This is a genomic window from Sphingopyxis sp. GW821-FHT02C12 (assembly GCF_059421785.1).
Window position 1 is genome coordinate 26264 of the sequence record NZ_JBWKVQ010000001.1, and the last position, 19277, is coordinate 45540.

A 19277-nucleotide genomic window follows, 5' to 3' on the forward strand; every position below is an offset into this window, starting at 1 on the left:
GCTCCAATCCCCCCGCCACCACCTTAGCTTGGGAGGCCGCGCTGACAACCACTTGCCGGAGGCCGCCAAAGGCGTAGGGTCGAACGATGCGCTCCGCCCTCCCCCTCGTGTGCCTGCTCATCTCGGCCTGCGGATCCGCCGCGTCGCAGCCGCCGCAAATGCCCCAGAACGCGAAGGCCGACCGCCTGCTGATCGACAAGAGTGATCGCACCCTGATCGCCTTTGCCGGCAACCGCGAGATCGCGCGTTACACCAATATCCGCTTCGGCGACGCGCCCGAGGGGCATAAGCAGTTCGAGGGCGACGAGCGCACGCCCGAGGGCGATTACAGGGTCGACGGCCGCAACGCGAAGAGCGCCTATCACCTGTCGCTGCGCATCTCCTACCCCAACGCCGCCGACCGCGCTTATGCGAAGGCGCAGGGGCGATCACCCGGGGGCGACATCTTCATCCATGGCCAGCCCAATCGCTGGCCCGGTCCGCCGCTCGCGACCGACTGGACCGACGGCTGTATCGCGCTGTCGAACGGTGAAATAGAGCAGCTGTGGGACCTGGTTCCCGACGGCACCTTGATCACCATTCGCCCCTAGGAGCTTCCATGTCCCGCAACATTCTCGTCTTCTACGGCAGCTACCGCCGCGACCGGCAGGGGATCAAGCTCGCCCACTGGCTGGTCGAAGCGATCGCGGCACGCGGCGACAGCGCCGAACTGATCGACGCCAAGGCGGTCGACCTCCCCATGCTCGACCGCATGTACAAGGAATATCCGGAGGGCGAGGCGCCGCCCGCGATGGCGGAACTCGCGAGCAAGATCCGCGCCGCCGACGGCTTCCTGTTCGTCACCGGCGAATATAATTGGGGACCGCAACCCGGCCTCAAGAATCTCACCGATCATTATCTCGAGGAATGGTTCTGGCGCCCCGCCGCGATCGCCTGCTATTCGGCCGGCCCCTGGTCGGGGGTGCGCGCGATGATGGGCTGGCGCGACACGCTGGGCGAAATGGGAATGGCGGTGATCTCATCGATCCTGCCGGTCGGGCGGATCGGCGGCGCCTTCGATGCCGACGGCCAGCCGGCGGGCGACGACGGCGCGCGGCTGGCAAAAAGCTTCCCGCGCTTCGCCGACGACCTCAACTGGTGGATCGACGCGGCGCGGGAACAGCGGGCGCGCCAGCCGCCGCCCTATTGACCTAACCCGACTTCAGTTCGGCCTTCAGCCGCAGGCTGGCGCGCCAAAAGAAGAAGGCGGGGATCAGCCCCAACCACGCCGCGCCATAAAGGACGTAACGCACGCTTTCCTGACCATAGGTCGGCGCCAGCATGTCCGACAGCACCCCGAACAGGAACGGCCCGAAACCCAGCCCGATCAGATTCTGCCCGAACAGCATGATCGACGCCGCGACCGCGCGTGCCTGCGGCCGCACCAGCCCCTGCACGCAGCCATAGGCAGGACCGTAATAGGCCGAATTGAGGATCGTCGGGACGATCAGCAACGCCACCGCGACGCGCCAATCCTCCATATAATAGCCGAGGAACAGCACCGGCGCCGCGAGCGCCATGCCATAGGCGGGGAAGGTCAGGATATGCTTCTTGTCGCGCGGGCCGAACTTGTCGGCCATCTTGCCGCCGAGCCAGGTGCCGAGCACCCCCGCAAGCCCGAGCACGACCGCCATCGACAGCCCCGCCTCGGTCGTCGAAAGCCCATGGCTGCGGATGAAGAAGCTGATCGTCCACAGCGCCTTGCCATAACCGAGGAAGGCGACGACCGACGATGCGATCAATATGTAGACGAAAGCGCGCGAAGCGAAGATTTCGCGCATCGCCTCGCGGGTCGACAGCGGCACCACCGCCGCCGCGCTCGCCGCGGCTTCGGCAGTGCGGCTGTGGCGCGGCTCGCGCATCACGAACAACACGATCAATGCGAGCAGCAAACCCGGTGCGCCGACGAGCATCAGCGCGATCCGCCAACCATAGAGGTCGTTGACGATGCCCCCGATAATCAGCCCGAGCAGCGAACCGATCGGCACGCCCAGCCCGTAAAAGGCGATCGCCGACGAGCGTTTCTCGGCGGGCACGCTGTCCGAAATCAACGAGTGCGCGGCGGGGGTGCAGCCCGCCTCGCCGACCCCGACCCCGATCCGCGCGAACAGCAGCTGGACGAAATTCTGCGCGAGTCCGCACACCGCCGTCATCGCCGACCAGACGGCGAGCGCGAGCGCGATCAGCCGCACCCGGTTGGTGCCGTCCTTGTCGGCATAGCGCGCGATCGGGATGCCGAGCAGCGCATAGAAGACCGCGAACGCCGGTCCCGCGAGCAGTCCGAGCTGGGTATCGCTCAGCCCGAGGTCGGCCTTGATCGGCTCGGCGAGGATGTTGACGATCTGCCGGTCGAGGAAATTGAAGATATAGACGATCAGCAGCACCCACAGCATCGTCCGCGTCTGCGCGGACACGCCTGCGGTGGGCGGCGACCCGATGCTCCCGGCAAGGGCAGCTTTCTGGTTCATTCTTATCTCCCGTAACGCCATGGGAGCAGACCCGGCACCCCGGTGTCAACGCCGTTGCGGCGCGCCGAAATTCGCCGCTTGCAATTGCCGCTACGGCTGGCAGCTTCGCGCCCATGCAAAAAATTTCGCTGCTCGCCGCCGCCGCCCTGCTCGCGATCGCTCCCGCAACGGCGATGCCGCCGCCGCTGCCGCCCGTCGAGGGCAAGGACGCCGCGACGCTCCAGGCCGAGATGGAGAGCGGATCGATGTACGACGAACTGCTCACCACCCTCTATCTCGACCGCATTTTGAAGATCGACGACTATGGGCCGAAGCTGAACGCCGTCATCGCCACTTTCCCCGACGCGCAGAGCGAGGCGACCCGGCTGTGGAAAGAACGCGAGGCGGAGAAAAAACGCGGCCCGCTCCACGGCATCCCGATCCTGCTCAAGGACAATATCGAGGCGAAGGGGCCGGTGCCGACGACCGCCGGCTCGCTCGCGCTGAAGGACAATGTCACGAACCGCGACGCGCCGATCGTCGCGCGGCTGCGCGAGGCGGGCGCAGTCATCATTGGCAAGACCAACCTCAGCGAATGGGCGAACATCCGGTCGAACAATTCGACCAGCGGCTGGAGCGCGGTCGGCGAACTCACCAAAAACCCCCACGCGCTCGACCGCAACACATGCGGCTCGTCGTCGGGCAGCGCCGCCGCGGTCGCCGCCAGCCTCGCGCCGCTCGCCATCGGCACCGAAACCGACGGGTCGATCACCTGCCCCGCCGGTGTTAATGGCGTCGTCGGTTTCAAACCGACCGTCGGCCTTGTCAGCCGCACCCATATCGTGCCGATCAGCCACAGCCAGGACACCGCCGGCCCGATCACCCTCACCGTCCGGGACGCCGCCGCGGTGATGACCGTCATCGCGGGTAGCGACCCCGCCGATCCCGCGACCACCGAGGCCGATGCGCGCAAGACCGACTATGCCGCCGCGCTCTCGCCCGACGCGCTGAAGGGCAAGCGCATCGGCGTGCTGCGCGACCGCATCGGAGACCGGGCCGACGTCGCCGCGCTGTTCGACGCGGCGCTAAAACAGATGGCGGACCTCGGCGCGACGATCGTCGAGATCGACGACAGCCGCAAAGGACTGGAGGAACTGGGCGCCGCCGAGTTCGAGGTGCTGATGACCGAGCTTAAGGCCGACATGGCGGCCTATCTCGCGGGCCTGCCCGGCAAGGACGGGCCGAAGACGCTCGCCGACCTGATCGCATTCAACAAGGCGCACCCCGCCGAACTCAAATGGTTCGACCAGTCGCTGTTCGAACTGGCCGAGAGCAAGGGCGGACTCGACAGTCCCGCCTATGTCGAAGCCAAGGCCAAAGCGGCGCGGCTTGCGGGTCCCGAGGGGATCGACAAATTGTTGAAGGACAAGGGCGTCGACCTGCTCGTCGGCGTCACCAACGGCCCGGCGTGGACCAGCGACCTCGTCAACGGCGATCATTATAGCGGCCCGAGCGTCAGTCAGCTTCCCGCCGTCGCCGGCTATCCGCACCTGACCGTCCCGATGGGCGCGGTAGAGGGCCTGCCGATCGGTGTCAGCTTCATCGGTGCGAAGTGGAGCGACGCCGATGTGCTGAGCGCCGGCTATGCCTATGAGCAGGCGAGCCGCAAGCGCGTGACGCCGACCTATCGGGCCAGTGTGACGCCATAGGCAACGTCATCCCCGCGAAGGCGGGGATCGCTGGCGTCCAGACAGGCTGGGAGCGGCCCCCGCCTTCGCGGGGGCCACGATCATCACCGTTTATCCCGCCGGCGCTTCCAGCCCATTTCCTCAAGCTCGAGCAACTCCATCGGTACATGGATGTTGCGGATCGCCATCCGCACTTCGATCAGGAACAGCACCAGCGAGGCGAGCAGCAACAACATCGCGATCGCGAACGCCCATGACGCGGCGAGTCCCAGGTTGAACCCGGCGATCGCCTGCGCAAACAACAGCGCAACGAGCAAACAGACGACGATGCCGCACGCGACGGCCGCGGCGATCGCGTTGTTGATCACGTCCATCCGCCGGTCGGCGGCGCGCAGTTCGGCGACGACCCGCTCATGCTCCGCCCCCTCGGTCTCGGACCAGCGCTCCATCAACGCCCGCGAGCGGTCGACGACACGCGACAACCGCCCGGTCAGGACGTTGAGGAGGCTGCCCGTCGCAACGAGCAGGAACACCGGGGTGACCGAAAGCTGGATCGTCTCGGCGATCATCGCCGAGCCGGTGGACGTCATCCCTCGCTGCCCGCCGCAACCGATGGCGTGTTGACGCCGTGCATCTGGAGGAACTTGCGCACATTGCGCGCCGCCTGCCGGATGCGCTGCTCATTCTCGACCATCGCGATGCGCACGAAACCTTCGCCGTCCTCGCCATAACCGACGCCGGGCGCGACCGCGACCTTGGCATGGATGAGCAATTGCTTCGAAAATTCGAGGCTGCCCATCTCTTTCAGCGCGGGCGGCAGCGGGGCCCAGGCGAACATCGACGCCTTGGGGCTCGGAATGTCCCAGCCGGCGCGGCCGAAGCTGTCGACCATCACGTCGCGGCGCTTCTGGTACAGCTCGCGGTTCCTGGCGACGATATCCTGCGGCCCGTTCAAGGCCGCGCACGCGGCGGCCTGGATCGGGGTGAAGGCGCCATAATCGAGATAGGATTTCACCCGCGTCATCGCAGCGATCAGCCGCTTGTTGCCGACCGCGAAGCCCATGCGCCAGCCCGCCATCGAATAGGTTTTCGACATCGAGGTGAATTCGACCGCGACATCCTTCGCGCCCGGCACCTGCAGGATCGAGGGGGTCGGATTGCCGTCGTAATAAAGCTCCGAATAGGCAAGGTCGCTGAGCACCCAGACCTTATTCTCCTTCGCCCAGGCGACGAGCCGTTCGTAGAAAGCGAGGTCGACCGCCTCGGCGGTCGGGTTCGACGGATAATTAACCACCAGGATCGACGGGCGCGGCACGGTGAAGGCCATCGCGCGGTCGAGGGCGCGCCAGTAATTTTCGTCGGGGGTCGTCGGCACGCTGCGGATCGTCGCGCCGGCGATGATGAAACCGAAGGTGTGGATCGGGTAGCTGGGGTTCGGCGCGAGCACGACGTCGCCGGGACCGGTGATCGCGGTGGCGAGACTCGCGAGTCCCTCCTTCGATCCCATTGTCACCACGACCTCGCTTTCGGGATCGAGCTCGACGTTGAAGCGGCGCGCATAATAATTGGCCTGCGCGCGGCGCAGCCCCGGAATGCCCTTCGATTGCGAATAACCATGCGCGTCGGGCTTCATCGCCACTTCGCAGAGCTTGTCGATCACATGCTGCGGCGGCGGCAGGTCGGGATTGCCCATTCCCAGGTCGATGATGTCTTCGCCCGAGGCGCGGGCGGCCGCACGCATCGCATTGACTTCGGCGATGACATAGGGCGGCAGGCGCTTGATGCGATAGAATTCATCTTCGGACATGGGAAACTAGAACAACTCCTTTTCGTTATCGGTAATAAGCGCGAACGGCCGCTCGCCAGCCGCGCCGCGGCTTGTTATAGGCATAATCTCCGGACAGACCAGCAGGAACCAGCATGAGCGACACGGGCAAAGACGGCACATCGGAAACGCCAAACCCCTTCATGCCCGCACCCGACGACCTGCAGCATTGGACCAGCGTCATGGGCCGGGCGCAGCAGATGATGCTCGATTACGCGATGGGACAGGCGAACGAGGGCAAGACCGGTGCCGCCGCGATGTTCGATCCCGCGGGCTGGCTGAACAATCCCGCGACGCAGGCCTGGGCCGAGCAGTCGGCAAAAATGTGGGAACAGGGGGTTGCCTTCTGGACCTCGCTGGCGACGCTGACCCCGGGCTTCACCCCCGACGCGCCTGCCGAAGCGCCGAAGGACAAGCGCTTTGCCGATCCCGAATGGACCGAAAACCCCGCCTTCGCGCTGATCCGCCAGACCTATGGCCTGCTTTCCGACCAGTTGCTGGCGACGACGCGCCAGATGTCGGGCCTCGACGAGAATGCGCGCAAGAAGATGGAGTTCGCCGCCAAGGGCATGGCCGACGCCTTTTCGCCGTCGAACCTAGCGCTCACCAACCCCGAAGTGATCAAGCGCGCGGTCGAGACGCGCGGCGAAAGCCTGCTCAAGGGGCTCAAGCACATGCTCACCGACCTGTCGCGCGGGCAGCTCAGCCATGTCGATCCCGACGCGTTCGAGGTCGGGGTGAATATCGCGACGACGCCGGGCAAGGTGATCCATGAGACCGATCTCTATCAGCTCATCCATTATGCGCCGACCACGAAGGACGTGTTCACCGTCCCGCTGCTGATCTTCCCGCCGTGGATCAACCGCTTCTACATCCTCGACCTGAACCCCGCGAAAAGTTTCGTGCGCTGGGCGGTCGAGCAGGGGCTGTCGGTGTTCATGGTGTCATGGAAATCGGCCGACGCGTCGATGAAGGACGTGGTCTGGGACGATTATATCGCGGCGCAGGTCGATGCGATCGACACGGTACGCGACTTGCTGGGCGTCCCCGCGGTCCACACGATCGGCTATTGCGTCGCTGGCACCACGCTGGCCGCAACGCTCGCGATGCTCTCCGCGAAGGGCGAAGCCGACAAGGTCCAGTCGGTGACCTTTTTCACCGCGCAGATCGATTTCGAATTCGCCGGCGACCTCAAGATGTTCGTCGACGACAGCTATCTGGCGCTGCTCGAACAGCTGTCGGCGCCGGGTTTCCTCGATGGCCGCTATATGGCGGCGACCTTCAACAGCTTGCGCGGGCGCGACCTGATCTGGAACTATGTCGTCAGCAATTACCTGCTCGGCAACGACTATCCGCCCTTCGACCTGCTCTATTGGAACGGCGACACCACCAACCTGCCCGCGAAGTGGCACCGCCAATATCTGGTCGACCTCTATCGCGACAACCGGATGGTGATCCCGAACAGCCTGTCGGTGTGCGGCACCCCGCTCGACCTCAAGAAGATCAGGACACCCGCCTATATCCAGGCGGGGCGCGAGGATCATATCGCGCCGCTCGCCAGCGTCTGGCGGCTGATGGACCATTTGTCGGGCCCCAGGACCTTCCTGCTCGCCGGTTCGGGCCATATCGCCGGGGTCGTCAACCCGCCGGCCGCGGGCAAATATCAATATTGGGTCGGCGACAGCGACGCCGCCACACTCGACGACTATGTCGCCAGCGCGCACGAGACCAAAGGCAGCTGGTGGCCGCACTGGATCGACTGGATTGCCACACAGGATAGCGCAAAAACCGCCGTTAAGGGTTCGCGCATTCCCGGAAAAGGTGCTAAGAAGGCGATCGAGGATGCCCCCGGCCGCTACGTCAAGCAGCGGTAAAATCGGGGAAATAAAGGGCCAATAAGGCCGCGAGCAACAATTTTTGTGCAGCGCACAAAAATATCCTTGAAATCGCCACGCCACTCCTATATTGTGCACTGCAACATAAAGGAGTTACCCCGATGGCTACCAAGATGGATAGTGCCGAAAAGGCTTTCGAAGCCGCGACGCTGGAAACCCCCGCCACGCCGGCGGTGACTCCGGCCGCTCCGGTCGAAACCGCTGCCCCGGCAGTGGCAAAGGCCGCTCCGGCACCCGTGAAAACCGCGACGGTGAAGGCAAAAGCCAAGCCGGTCGCCAAGAAGGCTGCTGCCCCCAAGGCCGTCGCCAAAAAGGCCGCCCCCAAGAAGGCGGTCGTCAAGACCATTGCCCCCAAGTCCCTGAAGGCCGCACCGAAGCCGGTCGCCGCCGCCACCAAAGGATTCAAGACCATGAACGACACCGTCAAGAAGTTCGCCGACGAAGCGAAGACCCGCGCCGAAGCGCTGACCGCCGATTTCAACGCGAAGGCCAAGGAAGCCGTCGAGTTCAACAAGGCGAACCTCGAAGCCCTCGTCGAAGCCGGCAAGATCGCCGCGAAGAACGCCGAAGTCCTCGGCCAGGAAGGCGTGACCTTCGCTCGCAAGAGCTTTGAAGACACGACCGCCGCGCTGAAGGGCTACACCGCCGTCAAGTCGCCGACCGAATTCTTCAAGCTCTATGCCGAAAACAGCAAGAAGGCGTTCGACGCCGCTGTCGCGCAGACCTCGAAGACCAGCGAACTCGTCGTCAAGATGGCGAACGACAGCTTCGCGCCGATTTCGAACCGCGTGTCGGTCATCACCTCGAAGATGAAGGCCGCCTAAGGGCTTTCCTCTTCCCGTTGGCGCGGGCGTCTCTCCCCTCCTCCCAGCCTGCGCCGACAAACCAAGACCGCTCGCATCCTTCGGGTTGCGGGCGGTTCTTGCTTTCGGGGTTCTCACAAAAGGGGTTAATGATGCCCCTCCCCCTTGCGATTCCATCGCGGCGTGCGATATTCCGGTGACAATGCTTCCAGTTCAGACCCTTCCCCCGATCCGCGCCATGGCGGACAAGGACGATGGCACGCCCGGCCCGCCGGGCGTCGGCATCGCGACACGCACCCGCGCGAAGGCCAAAAAACCCTCGATGTACAAGGTGCTGCTGCTCAACGACGATTATACCCCGATGGAATTCGTCGTGATGGTGCTCCAGCGCTTCTTCAACATGGACATCGAACAGGCGACCCAGGTGATGCTCCACGTCCACCAGCAGGGCGTCGGCGTCTGCGGCGTGTTCAGCTATGAGGTCGCCGAGACCAAGGTCAATCAGGTGATGGACGCCGCGCGGCAGAACCAGCACCCGCTGCAATGCACGCTGGAAAAGGCCTGAGCTAACCCGCCCGCCGCGCCTGCTCGGCCCTGAGCGCCGGCGACGGCTCGCCCTTCAAGTCGCCATAGCCCAGCGCCGCGCCGCACCCCGGGCAGACCGTCGCCGTCCCGACATCGGTGCCGCACGCGCGGTGGATATAGCGCATCGCCGGGCCGTCGCCGGTCTCGCCATCCGCATACGCCCAGCGCTCGGCCCAACCGCGCATCGCGTAGAGCACGTCGAACAGATCCTTGCCCTTGTCGGTCAGCCGATATTCGTGGCGCAGCGGCTTGTCCTGATAGGCATGGCGTTCGACCACGCCTTCCTTTTCCAGCAGCTTGAGCCGCGCGGACACAAGCTGCGGGCCGAGTCCAGTGTTCGCCGCGATCGCTTCGAACCGCCGCCGCCCGAAGAACAGGTCGCGCAGGATCAGCAGCACGGCGCGGTCGCCGAGCAGTTCGGCTGATCGTCCGACGGGGCAGAAAGTATCCGAAAGATCCGCACGTCTGGGCATCTATCGTCCTCCCTACTCGTCATTGCGCGCGAAGCGAAGCAATCCAGAGCGGTTTACGCAGGCTCTGGATTGCTTCGCTTCGCTCGCAATGACGCGGTTTTTGTCGCAGCACAATTGCCACCCTTCGTGGAAAAACCACTTGTCACTATGATTATCATAGTTACGATGGACAGCAAGAGGAGAGTCGTATGCCCAATCCAGCTGCTGTCATCATCGGAGCCGGCGATGCCACGGGCGGCGCGATCGCCCGCGCTTTCGCCGCCGAGGGCCTCACCGCCTGCGTCAACCGCCGCGCGCGCAACGCCGACCAGCTCGAATCGCTGGCGCAGTCGATCCGCGATGCGGGCCAACAAGCGCGCGCCTTCCCTGGCGACGCCCGTGAAGAAAGCGACATGGTCGCGCTGTTCGACCAGGTCGAGGCCGAAGTCGGCCCGGTCGAGGTCGCGGTGTTCAACATCGGCGCCAACGTCAATTTCCCGATCACCGAGACGACGGTGCGCGTCTATACCAAGGTCTGGGAAATGGCGTGTCTCGGCGGCTTCCTGATGGGCCGCGAGGCGGCGAAGCGCATGGCGCCGCGCGGTCGCGGCACGATCCTCTTCACCGGCGCGACCGCGAGCCTGCGCGGCGGTTCGGGCTTTTCGGCCTTTTCGGGCGCCAAGGGCGCGCTGCGCATGCTCGCCCAGTCGATGGCGCGCGAACTCGGGCCGCAGGGCATTCACGTTGCGCACACGATCATCGACGGCGCGATCGACACCGACTTCATCAAGGGCCGCCACCCCGATTTCGACAATGCCAAGGCGGCCGACCTGATCCTCAACCCCGACGCTATCGCCGCCAATTATGTGATGCTCCACAAGCAGCCCAGAAGCGCCTGGACCCACGAACTCGACCTCCGCCCTTGGGGAGAAAAATGGTGACCCAAAACGCCGCAAAAACCCTCGAACTCATCTTCGATTTCGGCAGCCCCAACGCCTATCTCACGCTCAAGGTCCTGCCCGAACTGCTCGACCGCACCGGCGCCGACCTGATCATCACCCCCGGCCTGCTCGGCGGTATCTTCAAGGCCACCGGCAACAAGGCACCGATGATCCAATACGCCGACGCGCCCGCGAAGATGGCCTATGAAAACCTCGAGATGCGGCGCTTCATCGACAAGCATGGCCTGACAAAATTCCGCCTCAACCCGCATTTCCCGGTCAACACCCTGCTCATCATGCGCGGCGCGATCGTGGCGGAGGATGACGGCAACCTTGACGATTATGTCGAGGCGGTGAACCGCGCGATGTGGGAAGATGGGCTGAAAATGGACGATCCGGAGGTCGCCGCGGCCTTCCTCACCACCAACGGCTTCGACGGCCCCGCGCTGCTCGCGCGCACGCAGGAACCCGAGATCAAGGCGAAGCTCGTCGCCAATACCGAGGCCGCGGTCGCGCGCGGCGTCTTTGGCATCCCGACCTTTTTCGTCGGAGAGGAGATGTTCTTCGGCAAGGACCGGCTGGCGCAGGTCGAGGAAGCGCTGGGCTAAGCGTCTGCGGCGGGCTGCGGCGGGCGCCCGGCGACCAAAATCCCGGCGACGATCAGCGCCAATCCCGCGATGTGGAACAGGTGCAGCACCTCGCCGAGAAAGAGCATCGCCAACCCTGCCCCCATCAGCGGCATGATATTCATATACTGCCCGGTCGCCGCCGATCCGATCAGTTCGACGCTACGGTTGAAGAAAAGATAGGCCAGGAACGACGGAAAGATCGACACATAGGCGATCGCAAGGGCGCTGCCCGTCGCCGGCACGATCAAGCGTCCCGACCAGATTTCCGTCGCATAGACCGGCATGATTACCATCAGCCCGACCATGATCGATGCGGCGAGAAAGCTGAGCGGATGCACCGCCGGGCGACGGCGGAGCAGCACCGAATAGAGCGCCCACAACAGCACCGCGACGGCGATGATCGCGTCGCCGCCATTCAGCCTCAACGCGAGCAGCAGGCCGGGGTCGCCGCGCCCGATGATGATCAGGACGCCCGCCAGAGACACCGCGACACCCGCGATCTGCCGGGCGCCCGTCCGATCGCGCATCACCAGCGCACCGACGATCAGGATCAACGCCGGCTGCGCCGACTGGATCAGCATCGAATTGAGCGCGGTGGTGGTTTGCAGCCCGGTATAGAGCAAGGTGTTGAACGCACCGATTCCCAGCGCGCCGAGGATCAGCATGACCGGCCAACGCGCCCGCAATGCGGGCCAATCGCGCTTCAGATGCGGCCAGGCGAGCGGCAACAGCAGCGCGAGCGCGATCGTCCAGCGCCAGAAGGACAGCGCGGCGGGCGGCACCAGGTCGCGCGCGGCGCGCCCGACGATCGAATTGCCGGCCCAGAACAGCGCCGTCATCGTCAGCAGCAGATAGGCCCGCGACCACAAGGCCGCAGCCGGCCCATTCCCCTTCACCATGGCGGCGCGACCCTGTTCTCGTCTCATGCTTCGTCACCCGGCTTTCGCCGGGATGACGGCAATATCCAAAACGCCGTAGCGCGCTAGCTGAAATCGAGCTGGATGATCTGGCTCGGCGTCGCCCGGCAATACATTTCGACCGTCCGCGCCCCGTCGGGATAGGTCGCGGTCATCGTGGCGCGGATGCGCCAGCCGCCATTGCCCTGCTCCAGCGACACCAGCTTGTCATAGCTCAGCCGCGTGCCGCCGGTGACCCCGATCTGGCGTGCCGCGTCGTTCATGCAATTCTGCACCGACGGCCGCGCCGCGCTCGGCAACGCCGACAGGTTCGCGCTCAGCGTCGCCGGCGGTCCGGCAGGATAGGTGGCGGGCTCATCGGTCGTCGTCTCTTCGCCCGCCGGGGTTTTCTTCTTCTTGCTCAGCAGCAGCGCGAGCAGCCCGCCCGCGACCACGACGCCGCCGATGATCAGCCCGGTGCTCGGCCCCTTGTCCTTCTCGGGCCGGGGTCCGGGCAGCGGGGTCAGATTGTTGTAGCCATAGGCGAATTCGGCCCGGCAACCGTCGTTCACCCAGATGTAGTTCGCGGTATAGCCCCATTGGCGCCCGTCGTTGCACTTGCCGCCGAGCCGCCGCACCAGCTCGACGCGGTTGTTGGTCTGCACATTGCATTGTTCGTAGCGGCTGCCGCGCGATTCGCAGCGGATCGTCCCCGCATAATCGTCGACCGGCTGCGGCAGCGGCACCGGATAGCCGCCGCCATTGCCGTACCCATAGCCATAACCGAATTCGGCACGGCAGCCGCCCGACACCCAGATCTGGTTGGCGGTGAAGCCCCAGTCGCGCCCCTTCGAACAACGCCCGCCGATCACCCGGATCAGGTCGACGCGATTGTCGGTGCGCACATTGCAGCGCTGGAGCTTGTTCTTGCGCGATTCGCAGCGCAGCGTCCCGGCATAGCCCTGGTCGCGCGGCGGCTGGATCTGCGGGCCGCCCGAGCCGGGATAGGGATAGGTCGTCTGGGCAAGAACCGGCGGCGCGAGCTGCGCCATGATCAACGACGCCGACGTGGCGATGGTCGCGACAATATTCCTCATGCCCTTGCCCCTTTTTGCTGCAGTCGAACCGGTCCTGATACTGTCTCCATAGCGCGCAATATTTGCACCGATATTTCCATGTTTCGGTCGCCATGGCTATGGGAAATGCGGCGACCGCAAAGCGGGGTTTAACCATCGCCGCGCGCTTGCGCCGCCGCCGCCATCCGCTAAAGACAGCCGATGGATCAAATCGTCATTCGCGGCGGCCAGCGACTCAAGGGCCGTATCCCCATTTCCGGCGCAAAGAATGCGGCGCTTACGCTTTTGCCCTGCGCGCTGCTCACCGACGAGCCACTGACGCTGCGCAACCTGCCGCGGCTCGCCGACGTCGATGGCTTCGGCCACCTGCTCAACCAGCTCGGCTGCTCGACGACGATCGAGGGGTCGCGGCCCGAGGATTTCGGCCGCGTGATGACCGCGCGCACGACGACGCTGACGTCGACCGTCGCCCCCTATGACATCGTCCGCAAGATGCGCGCCTCGATCCTCGTCCTCGGCCCGCTGCTCGCGCGCGCCGGTGAAGCCACCGTCTCGCTGCCCGGCGGCTGCGCGATCGGCAACCGCCCGATCGATTTGCATCTCAAGGCGCTCGAAGCGCTGGGCGCCGAAATCGAACTCGCCTCGGGTTATGTGAAGGCGAGCGCGCCGGGCGGACGCCTGGCGGGCGGCAAGTTCACCTTCCCCGTCGTCTCGGTCGGCGCGACCGAAAACGCGGTCATGGCCGCGGTGCTCGCCAAGGGGACCAGCGTCCTCGAAAATGCGGCGCGCGAGCCCGAGATCGTCGACCTGTGCAACTGCCTCGTCGCGATGGGCGCATCGATCGACGGCATCGGCACCGAAACATTGACCATCGAAGGCGTCGACCGCCTGCACGGCGCAACCTATCGCGTGATGGCCGACCGCATCGAGGCGGGCAGCTACGCCTGCGCCGCCGTCATCACCGAGGGCGATGTCGAACTCGTCGGCGCCAAGGCCAACGAGATGGAAGCGACGCTGAGCGCGCTGCGCCAGGCGGGCGCGACGGTCGAAGAAACTAAGACCGGCATTCGCGTCGCGATGACCGGCCGCGCCGAACCGGTCACCCTGTCGACCGCGCCCTATCCGGGCTTCGCGACCGACATGCAGGCGCAGTTCATGGCGATGGCGACGCTCGGATCGGGCGCCAGCCTGTTCACCGAAACCATCTTCGAGAATCGCTACATGCACGTCCCCGAACTGGCGCGCATGGGCTGCGACATTGACGTGCGCGGCCGCAGCGCGGTGGTGCGCGGGGTCGATCATCTCGTCGGCGCGCCCGTGATGGCGACCGACCTGCGCGCCTCGATGAGCCTGATCATCGCCGGCCTCGCCGCGCAAGGCCAGACCGAGGTCAACCGCGTCTATCACCTCGACCGCGGTTACGAGCGCCTCGAGGAGAAATTGCAGGCGGTCGGTGCCGATATCGAACGGATCAGCGCGGGGTGAACGAGACACCGGCCTTCCTGGTTTGGGGACGCGATGCGGATGGTCGCGACATCGGCCCCGCCGAAAAGTCCAGTTTACTCTTGGCCGCCAGGACGGCTCACAAGATGATCGACCAGGGCGTCATGGATGTTCGCGTGACGGATGCAGATGGAGCGCTGATCAAAGAGTCGAAATGGGGTGGCGTTCTTGCCGAATGGGCAAAGCAGTCGGTGCAGGAGTGGCGCCGGCTGAACGGTTTGAACGGCTAGGCATCCCCGCTTTAAGCCGCCCTACTTCGCCGTCAGCTTCTGCCCGCGCCCATAGGCGCCGCGCACGTCGCGCTTCACCCAGTCGCCGAGCAATTTCAGATAGCCGTGGGTGATCCGCGTGACGCTGCGCTCGCCATCCGGCCCGGTGGTGAACTCGAACATGCCATGGTCGGTCTGCGGAAAAAGATAGACGTCGACCGGCTTGCCCGCCGCCTTCAGCCCCATCAGCGCGGCGCGCGTCGTCTCGATCGGCGCCTCGCGATCCTCGCCCGCGAGCACCCACAGCAAAGGCGTGTCGAGTTTCCGCAGCGCCGCGACCGCGTCATAGTCCCAGATCAGTTCGAGATTGTCGAAGCGCGCGCGGCCGACGCGGCGCAGTTCCTCATTCGTCATCCGCGCCATCGCACCGCTATATTCGCCCTCGATCTTCGCTGCCCATGGCAGCGACGCCATCTCGCGCCGCGCCGCATCGAGTGCGTCATAACCGTCCCTGAAATCCGACAGCAGCAGCGTCGCGGTCGCTTGCGACAACCGCGTCACCAGTGCCTCGGCATCCTTGCCGAGTCCCGCGGCGCGGACTTCGGACACCATCTGCTCGCGATCCTCCTCGATCGGCGAGGCGACGAGGCCGAAACCGACCGCGACGAAATCGGCCTTGCTGCGCGTCGCCGCGAGCGGGGCGACCCAGCCGCCCTGGCTGCCGCCGAAAAAGCCCGCGCGTCCATAGCGCCCGGCGGCCATGCCGCGCGCGGTTTCGAGCGCCTTCGCCGCATCGGCGGCGAGCAATTCGAAATTCTGCGTATATTCGCCCTCGGACCCGCCGGTGCCGCGCTTGTCATAGACGAACACCGAAATCCCCTGCGCCGCCATCGCATAGCCATAGACGCCGCCGATCGGCGAGGTGCGTTCGGAGCCGTGCACCATCACGACCAACGGCCGGCTGGCATCGGCGCCGGGCGGTTCGATCAGCACGCCGGTCAGCCGGGTGCCGACGCTGTCGAAGCGAGCCGGGGTCTCGCGGAAGGCGATCCTGTTCCAGCGCGCACCCCGCACCTCGACCATGCCGTCGCGGCACGCCAATGGCGCGGCCGCCTCGCTCGTCGCGCCGCGGCGCCCGTCGCGAAACAGATAGCGCAGCCCCGGTGCGGGGATGCTCGGCACCGGCGCGAGCACGACGAAATCGCCGTCGGCGGCGGCATAGGTGCCCGGCGCGCAGGCGGACTGCGCGGCGGCGGGCGAGGAGAGGACGGCGAGCGCGGCGGCGAAAGCGAAGGCGATAGGTTTCATGATCCTGTCTTTAGGACAGCCGCCGCGAAATCCGAACCGCCTTCGACCAAGGAAGATTGCCGATCGACGGCGGGGCGCGCATGGTCGCGGCATGACCCGTGCATCGCACCGCGGCGCCAAGGGGCTGCGCCAGTTTCTCGATCCCGAGCAGCAACGCGGCTGGCTGGAAGGCGACTATCGCCCGCCCGACGCCGACGAGCGGGCCGAATCGATCGAACAACGATTCAAATATGCGGCGCGCTTCGAAAAATTGCTGCGCCGCCCGCAAGCGGAAGACCTGCTGGCCATCCTCGGCCTGTACGCCGCCGTCTGCATCCCGGTGCCGCGCCTGACCGAGCGCTATTATTGGTCGGTCTCGTGCCTGCCCTCGACCTCCGACAAGCCGCTCGTCCGCGTCAATGCGGGCTGGATGGAGCTGTTCACCCTTTATGCCGACGGCGACGATCTGAAGGCGCGGTTCATCGTCCATCTTTCGGATTTCACCGCCGACGGGTCGTGCGATCCCGAACATGTGGACCTCCCGCTGATCGAGCGATGCGTCGCCGCACCAGAGGATGTGAGCTGCTTCTTTCCGAACGGCGCCGATATGTTCGGGATCAGGGTTCGTAGTGCGGCGTCGATCCGCGCCTTTCTGTCGAACGCACATGCCTTGCGGGGCATTCGCGCCTTCAACCTGACGCATATGAATCGCGGCCGGAACGCCTATCAGGCGAGCCATTCATACAGCGTCGCGGACCATATGGTGGGCGAGGAGCGGTCCTGACGCGCTGGAGCGACCCGGTCAGTCGGCCTTGTCGACCGGCACCGACACCGTCCCGCCGCTGACCGAGGGCTTGTCGGGCCGCTTCGCCACCGCGATCGCCAGCCCAACCAGTGCCACCGCACCACCCGCGATCGACAGCGGCGCCCAGCGATAGCCCTCGAGCACGGTCGAGAATCCCATCGCGATGATCGGGATCAGCACGCTCGACCAGGCGGCCTGTCCCGGCCCGACCTCGCGAATGATGTTGAAATAAAGCGGAAAGGTGACCGCGCTCGCGATCACGCCCAGATAGAGCACCCCGGCGATATAGGCGGGCGTGGTCTCGATGACCGGCGGCCCCGTCATGATCCATGCGAAGCTCGCATCGCCGAGCGCGCCGAACAGCATCGCCCAGGCGATCATCACCACCATCGATTGCGCACGCGCGATTTTGGCGCCCTGCATGACGTTCGAGGTCGATGCGCTCATCACCCCGCTCAAAGCCAGTACCGTGCCGAGCAGCACCTCGCCCGCCCCGACCGTCGCGGCGCGATATTCGTGGAGGATCATCATGCCGACCCCGACGATCGCGATTCCCGCCCCGGCGAGGAAGCGCCCCTCGACCTTCGTCTTGAGGAAGACGCGCCCGAGCAAGGTGTTCGGCACAATCAGCAGCGCGAACAGCACCGCGACGAGTCCCGAGGTAATATGCTGTTCGGACCGGTAGACAAAGTTGAAGTTGAACGCGAATTGAGCGAGGCCCAGCAGCGCCGCGAAGCCCCACGCCCAGCCCGATAGCAACAAGGATTCGCGCCGCCACAGCGCATAGGCGAACATCGCCGCCGCGCCGACGAAGAAACGATAAGCGACCGACCAGCTCGGCGGCACGACCCCCAGCTGCCCGGTGATGACGATCCACGTCGAGCCCCAGATCAGCGTGATGAACGCGAACGGCAGCAGGACGCGCGGCGTCAAAAGGCTGGGCTGCGCGCTCACAGCGCCGCGATGGCTGCCGCGAGCGGCGCGACGGCTTCGGCGTCCTGGTCCCAGCTCACCACCAGCCGCGCCGCACCCTCGCCCCAGTCGTAGAAATCGAAGCCCTTGGCGCGCAGGTCGGCGGCATCCTCGGCGCTGATCCGCACGAACAGCTCGTTCGCCTCGACCGGATACATCAGCCGGTCGCCGCATGCCGCCGCGAGCGCCGCGGCGCCGGCATTGGCGGCGCGCGCGTTGGCCAGCCACAGATCGTCCTTGAGCATCGCGCGGATCTGCGCCGCGACGAAACGCCCCTTGCTGAGCAGGTGGCCGCCGCGCTTCTTGAGTTCTCGCACGCCTGCGCCGCCGCTGCCGCCGAAGAAAACCAAAGCCTCGGCCATCATCGCGCCGTTCTTGGTGAAACCGAAGGACAGCGCATCGACCCCGGCACGCCAGGTCACATCGGCGGGCGCGCAACCCGCGAAGGCGACGGCATTGGCGAAACGCGCGCCGTCCATATGGAGCTTCAACCCCTTGCTCCTGGCGATCTCGCTGATCTCGCGCACCTCGTCGGGGCGCCAGGCGAGGCCATATTCGGTCGCGTTGGTGATGCTGATCGCGGCGGGCTGCACCTGGTGGACGTCGTTGCGGATGCTGCGGATGCGCTCGCGCAGCGCGTCGGCGTCGATCTTCGCGCCCGGCCCGGGCAGCGTCATCAGCTTGGCGCCGCCCGAATAGAAGCTCGGCGCGCCGCATTCGTCGACCTCGATATGCGCCTCTTCATAACAGAGGATGCCCTGCCAGGGCCGCACGAAATGCGCGAGGATGATGCTGTTCGCGGCCGTGCCGGTCGGGATCCACACGACCTCGCAGTCGGTTTCGAACAGCTCCGAAAAGGTCGCGTCGAGCGACTGGCTGAGCGCGTCGCCGTCATAGGCGGTGTCGACGTGGTTGGCGGCCGCCAGCGCTTCCATCACCTTGGGATGGACGGTCGCGGCATTGTCGGAGAAGAAGCGGGTCGCGGTCATGTCGCGCCCTTAGCGCAGCGAAACGCGGCACGCCAGCGGGGCCTCAATGGCGGCGATAGACGTAACGTTTATAGGTCCGCGACCAGCGCACCAGATAGCGCCCCGGCCAGATGAAGCGTGTGCGCATTCCGGTGCGATTGACGTTCAGCGCAAAGCGTGGGACCAGCACATAGCGCCATTCCCAATCGTCGCGTTCGGAGGTCACGTCCTCCGCGTTCCATTCGTCCATGTCCGCT

21 protein-coding genes are annotated in these 19277 nt (G+C 65.6%); 11 read left to right on the forward strand and 10 right to left on the reverse strand.

Translation table 11 applies throughout. From position 1 onward, the window contains the following. The first annotated feature begins 86 nt into the window (after positions 1 to 86). Positions 87 to 590, forward strand: coding sequence for a L,D-transpeptidase family protein (locus tag AC07U1_RS00135; RefSeq protein WP_495197610.1), 504 nt, complete (start codon positions 87 to 89; stop codon positions 588 to 590). Between the two features lie 8 nt (positions 591 to 598). Beyond that, a complete protein-coding gene (locus AC07U1_RS00140; RefSeq protein ID WP_495178501.1) occupies positions 599 to 1189 on the forward strand; it encodes an NADPH-dependent FMN reductase in 591 nt (196 codons plus the stop codon). Position 1190: 1 nt separating this feature from the next. Here AC07U1_RS00140 and AC07U1_RS00145 read toward each other — a convergent pair whose 3' ends face one another. Next, positions 1191 to 2507 carry a spinster family MFS transporter gene (locus AC07U1_RS00145; RefSeq protein WP_492736532.1) on the reverse strand — a complete coding sequence of 439 codons (1317 nt, stop codon included), beginning with the start codon at positions 2505 to 2507 and terminating at the stop codon, positions 1191 to 1193. A 113-nt stretch (positions 2508 to 2620) separates the two neighbouring features. Here AC07U1_RS00145 and AC07U1_RS00150 point away from each other — a divergent pair, with 113 nt between their 5' ends. Next, entirely contained in the window at positions 2621 to 4195 is a 1575-nt protein-coding gene (locus AC07U1_RS00150; RefSeq protein WP_495178502.1) for an amidase, read from the forward strand. 83 nt (positions 4196 to 4278) lie between these two features. Here the strand turns inward: AC07U1_RS00150 and AC07U1_RS00155 are convergent, their stop codons facing one another. Both AC07U1_RS00155 and AC07U1_RS00160 read right to left on the reverse strand, forming a co-directional pair. Next, the gene (locus tag AC07U1_RS00155; protein ID WP_492736528.1) at positions 4279 to 4764 is read right to left on the reverse strand and encodes a DUF2721 domain-containing protein; all 486 of its coding nucleotides are present in this window, start codon (positions 4762 to 4764) and stop codon (positions 4279 to 4281) included. Beyond that, the gene (locus tag AC07U1_RS00160) at positions 4761 to 5981 is read right to left on the reverse strand and encodes an LL-diaminopimelate aminotransferase (RefSeq protein WP_495178503.1); all 1221 of its coding nucleotides are present in this window, start codon (positions 5979 to 5981) and stop codon (positions 4761 to 4763) included. The genes AC07U1_RS00155 and AC07U1_RS00160 overlap by 4 nt, the downstream gene beginning before the upstream one ends. A gap of 113 nt (positions 5982 to 6094) precedes the next feature. Here AC07U1_RS00160 and AC07U1_RS00165 point away from each other — a divergent pair, with 113 nt between their 5' ends. From AC07U1_RS00165 to clpS, 3 genes are all read left to right on the forward strand, one after another. After that, positions 6095 to 7873, forward strand: coding sequence for a PHA/PHB synthase family protein (locus tag AC07U1_RS00165; protein WP_495178504.1), 1779 nt, complete (start codon positions 6095 to 6097; stop codon positions 7871 to 7873). A 122-nt stretch (positions 7874 to 7995) separates the two neighbouring features. Further along, positions 7996 to 8718 carry a phasin family protein gene (locus AC07U1_RS00170; protein WP_495178505.1) on the forward strand — a complete coding sequence of 241 codons (723 nt, stop codon included), beginning with the start codon at positions 7996 to 7998 and terminating at the stop codon, positions 8716 to 8718. Between the two features lie 217 nt (positions 8719 to 8935). Next, the gene (gene clpS, locus AC07U1_RS00175) at positions 8936 to 9262 is read left to right on the forward strand and encodes an ATP-dependent Clp protease adapter ClpS (protein ID WP_235535542.1); all 327 of its coding nucleotides are present in this window, start codon (positions 8936 to 8938) and stop codon (positions 9260 to 9262) included. A 1-nt stretch (position 9263) separates the two neighbouring features. Here clpS and AC07U1_RS00180 read toward each other — a convergent pair whose 3' ends face one another. After that, positions 9264 to 9755 carry a winged helix-turn-helix transcriptional regulator gene (locus tag AC07U1_RS00180; protein WP_495178506.1) on the reverse strand — a complete coding sequence of 164 codons (492 nt, stop codon included), beginning with the start codon at positions 9753 to 9755 and terminating at the stop codon, positions 9264 to 9266. Positions 9756 to 9943: 188 nt separating this feature from the next. Here AC07U1_RS00180 and AC07U1_RS00185 point away from each other — a divergent pair, with 188 nt between their 5' ends. Both AC07U1_RS00185 and AC07U1_RS00190 read left to right on the forward strand, forming a co-directional pair. Beyond that, complete coding sequence (locus AC07U1_RS00185) at positions 9944 to 10675, forward strand: SDR family oxidoreductase (protein WP_495178507.1); 732 nt, start codon at positions 9944 to 9946, stop codon at positions 10673 to 10675. Further along, positions 10672 to 11283, forward strand: a complete 612-nt coding sequence (locus AC07U1_RS00190; protein ID WP_495197611.1) for a 2-hydroxychromene-2-carboxylate isomerase — start codon at positions 10672 to 10674, stop codon at positions 11281 to 11283. The genes AC07U1_RS00185 and AC07U1_RS00190 overlap by 4 nt, the downstream gene beginning before the upstream one ends. Here AC07U1_RS00190 and AC07U1_RS00195 read toward each other — a convergent pair. Next, on the reverse strand, positions 11280 to 12230 hold the full coding sequence (locus AC07U1_RS00195) for a DMT family transporter (RefSeq protein WP_495197612.1): 951 nt from the start codon (positions 12228 to 12230) through the stop codon (positions 11280 to 11282). The genes AC07U1_RS00190 and AC07U1_RS00195 overlap by 4 nt on opposite strands. Positions 12231 to 12286: 56 nt before the next feature. Further along, positions 12287 to 13297 carry a DUF3011 domain-containing protein gene (locus AC07U1_RS00200; RefSeq protein WP_492736512.1) on the reverse strand — a complete coding sequence of 337 codons (1011 nt, stop codon included), beginning with the start codon at positions 13295 to 13297 and terminating at the stop codon, positions 12287 to 12289. A 180-nt stretch (positions 13298 to 13477) separates the two neighbouring features. On the opposite strand from AC07U1_RS00200, the gene murA reads away from it, so the two are divergent. Both murA and AC07U1_RS00210 read left to right on the forward strand, forming a co-directional pair. Continuing rightward, the gene (murA, locus tag AC07U1_RS00205) at positions 13478 to 14761 is read left to right on the forward strand and encodes a UDP-N-acetylglucosamine 1-carboxyvinyltransferase (RefSeq protein WP_495178510.1); all 1284 of its coding nucleotides are present in this window, start codon (positions 13478 to 13480) and stop codon (positions 14759 to 14761) included. Beyond that, on the forward strand, positions 14758 to 15009 hold the full coding sequence (locus AC07U1_RS00210; RefSeq protein ID WP_495178511.1) for a hypothetical protein: 252 nt from the start codon (positions 14758 to 14760) through the stop codon (positions 15007 to 15009). The genes murA and AC07U1_RS00210 overlap by 4 nt, the downstream gene beginning before the upstream one ends. 21 nt (positions 15010 to 15030) lie before the next feature. Here the strand turns inward: AC07U1_RS00210 and AC07U1_RS00215 are convergent, their stop codons facing one another. Continuing rightward, the gene (locus AC07U1_RS00215) at positions 15031 to 16296 is read right to left on the reverse strand and encodes an alpha/beta hydrolase family protein (protein ID WP_495178512.1); all 1266 of its coding nucleotides are present in this window, start codon (positions 16294 to 16296) and stop codon (positions 15031 to 15033) included. A 91-nt stretch (positions 16297 to 16387) separates the two neighbouring features. On the opposite strand from AC07U1_RS00215, the gene AC07U1_RS00220 reads away from it, so the two are divergent. Beyond that, positions 16388 to 17059: a hypothetical protein gene (locus AC07U1_RS00220; RefSeq protein ID WP_495178513.1), complete on the forward strand. Its 672-nt coding sequence runs from the start codon at positions 16388 to 16390 to the stop codon at positions 17057 to 17059. Between the two features lie 18 nt (positions 17060 to 17077). Here AC07U1_RS00220 and AC07U1_RS00225 read toward each other — a convergent pair whose 3' ends face one another. From AC07U1_RS00225 to AC07U1_RS00235, 3 genes are read right to left on the reverse strand one after another with little or no spacing between them, the layout of a single operon-like run. Next, complete coding sequence (locus AC07U1_RS00225) at positions 17078 to 18034, reverse strand: DMT family transporter (RefSeq protein ID WP_495178514.1); 957 nt, start codon at positions 18032 to 18034, stop codon at positions 17078 to 17080. Next, entirely contained in the window at positions 18031 to 19041 is a 1011-nt protein-coding gene (locus tag AC07U1_RS00230; protein WP_495178515.1) for a threonine aldolase family protein, read from the reverse strand. Before AC07U1_RS00230 ends, AC07U1_RS00225 begins: the two co-directional genes overlap by 4 nt. A gap of 43 nt (positions 19042 to 19084) precedes the next feature. After that, the gene (locus AC07U1_RS00235) at positions 19085 to 19270 is read right to left on the reverse strand and encodes a hypothetical protein (RefSeq protein WP_495178516.1); all 186 of its coding nucleotides are present in this window, start codon (positions 19268 to 19270) and stop codon (positions 19085 to 19087) included. Positions 19271 to 19277: the final 7 nt, after the last annotated feature.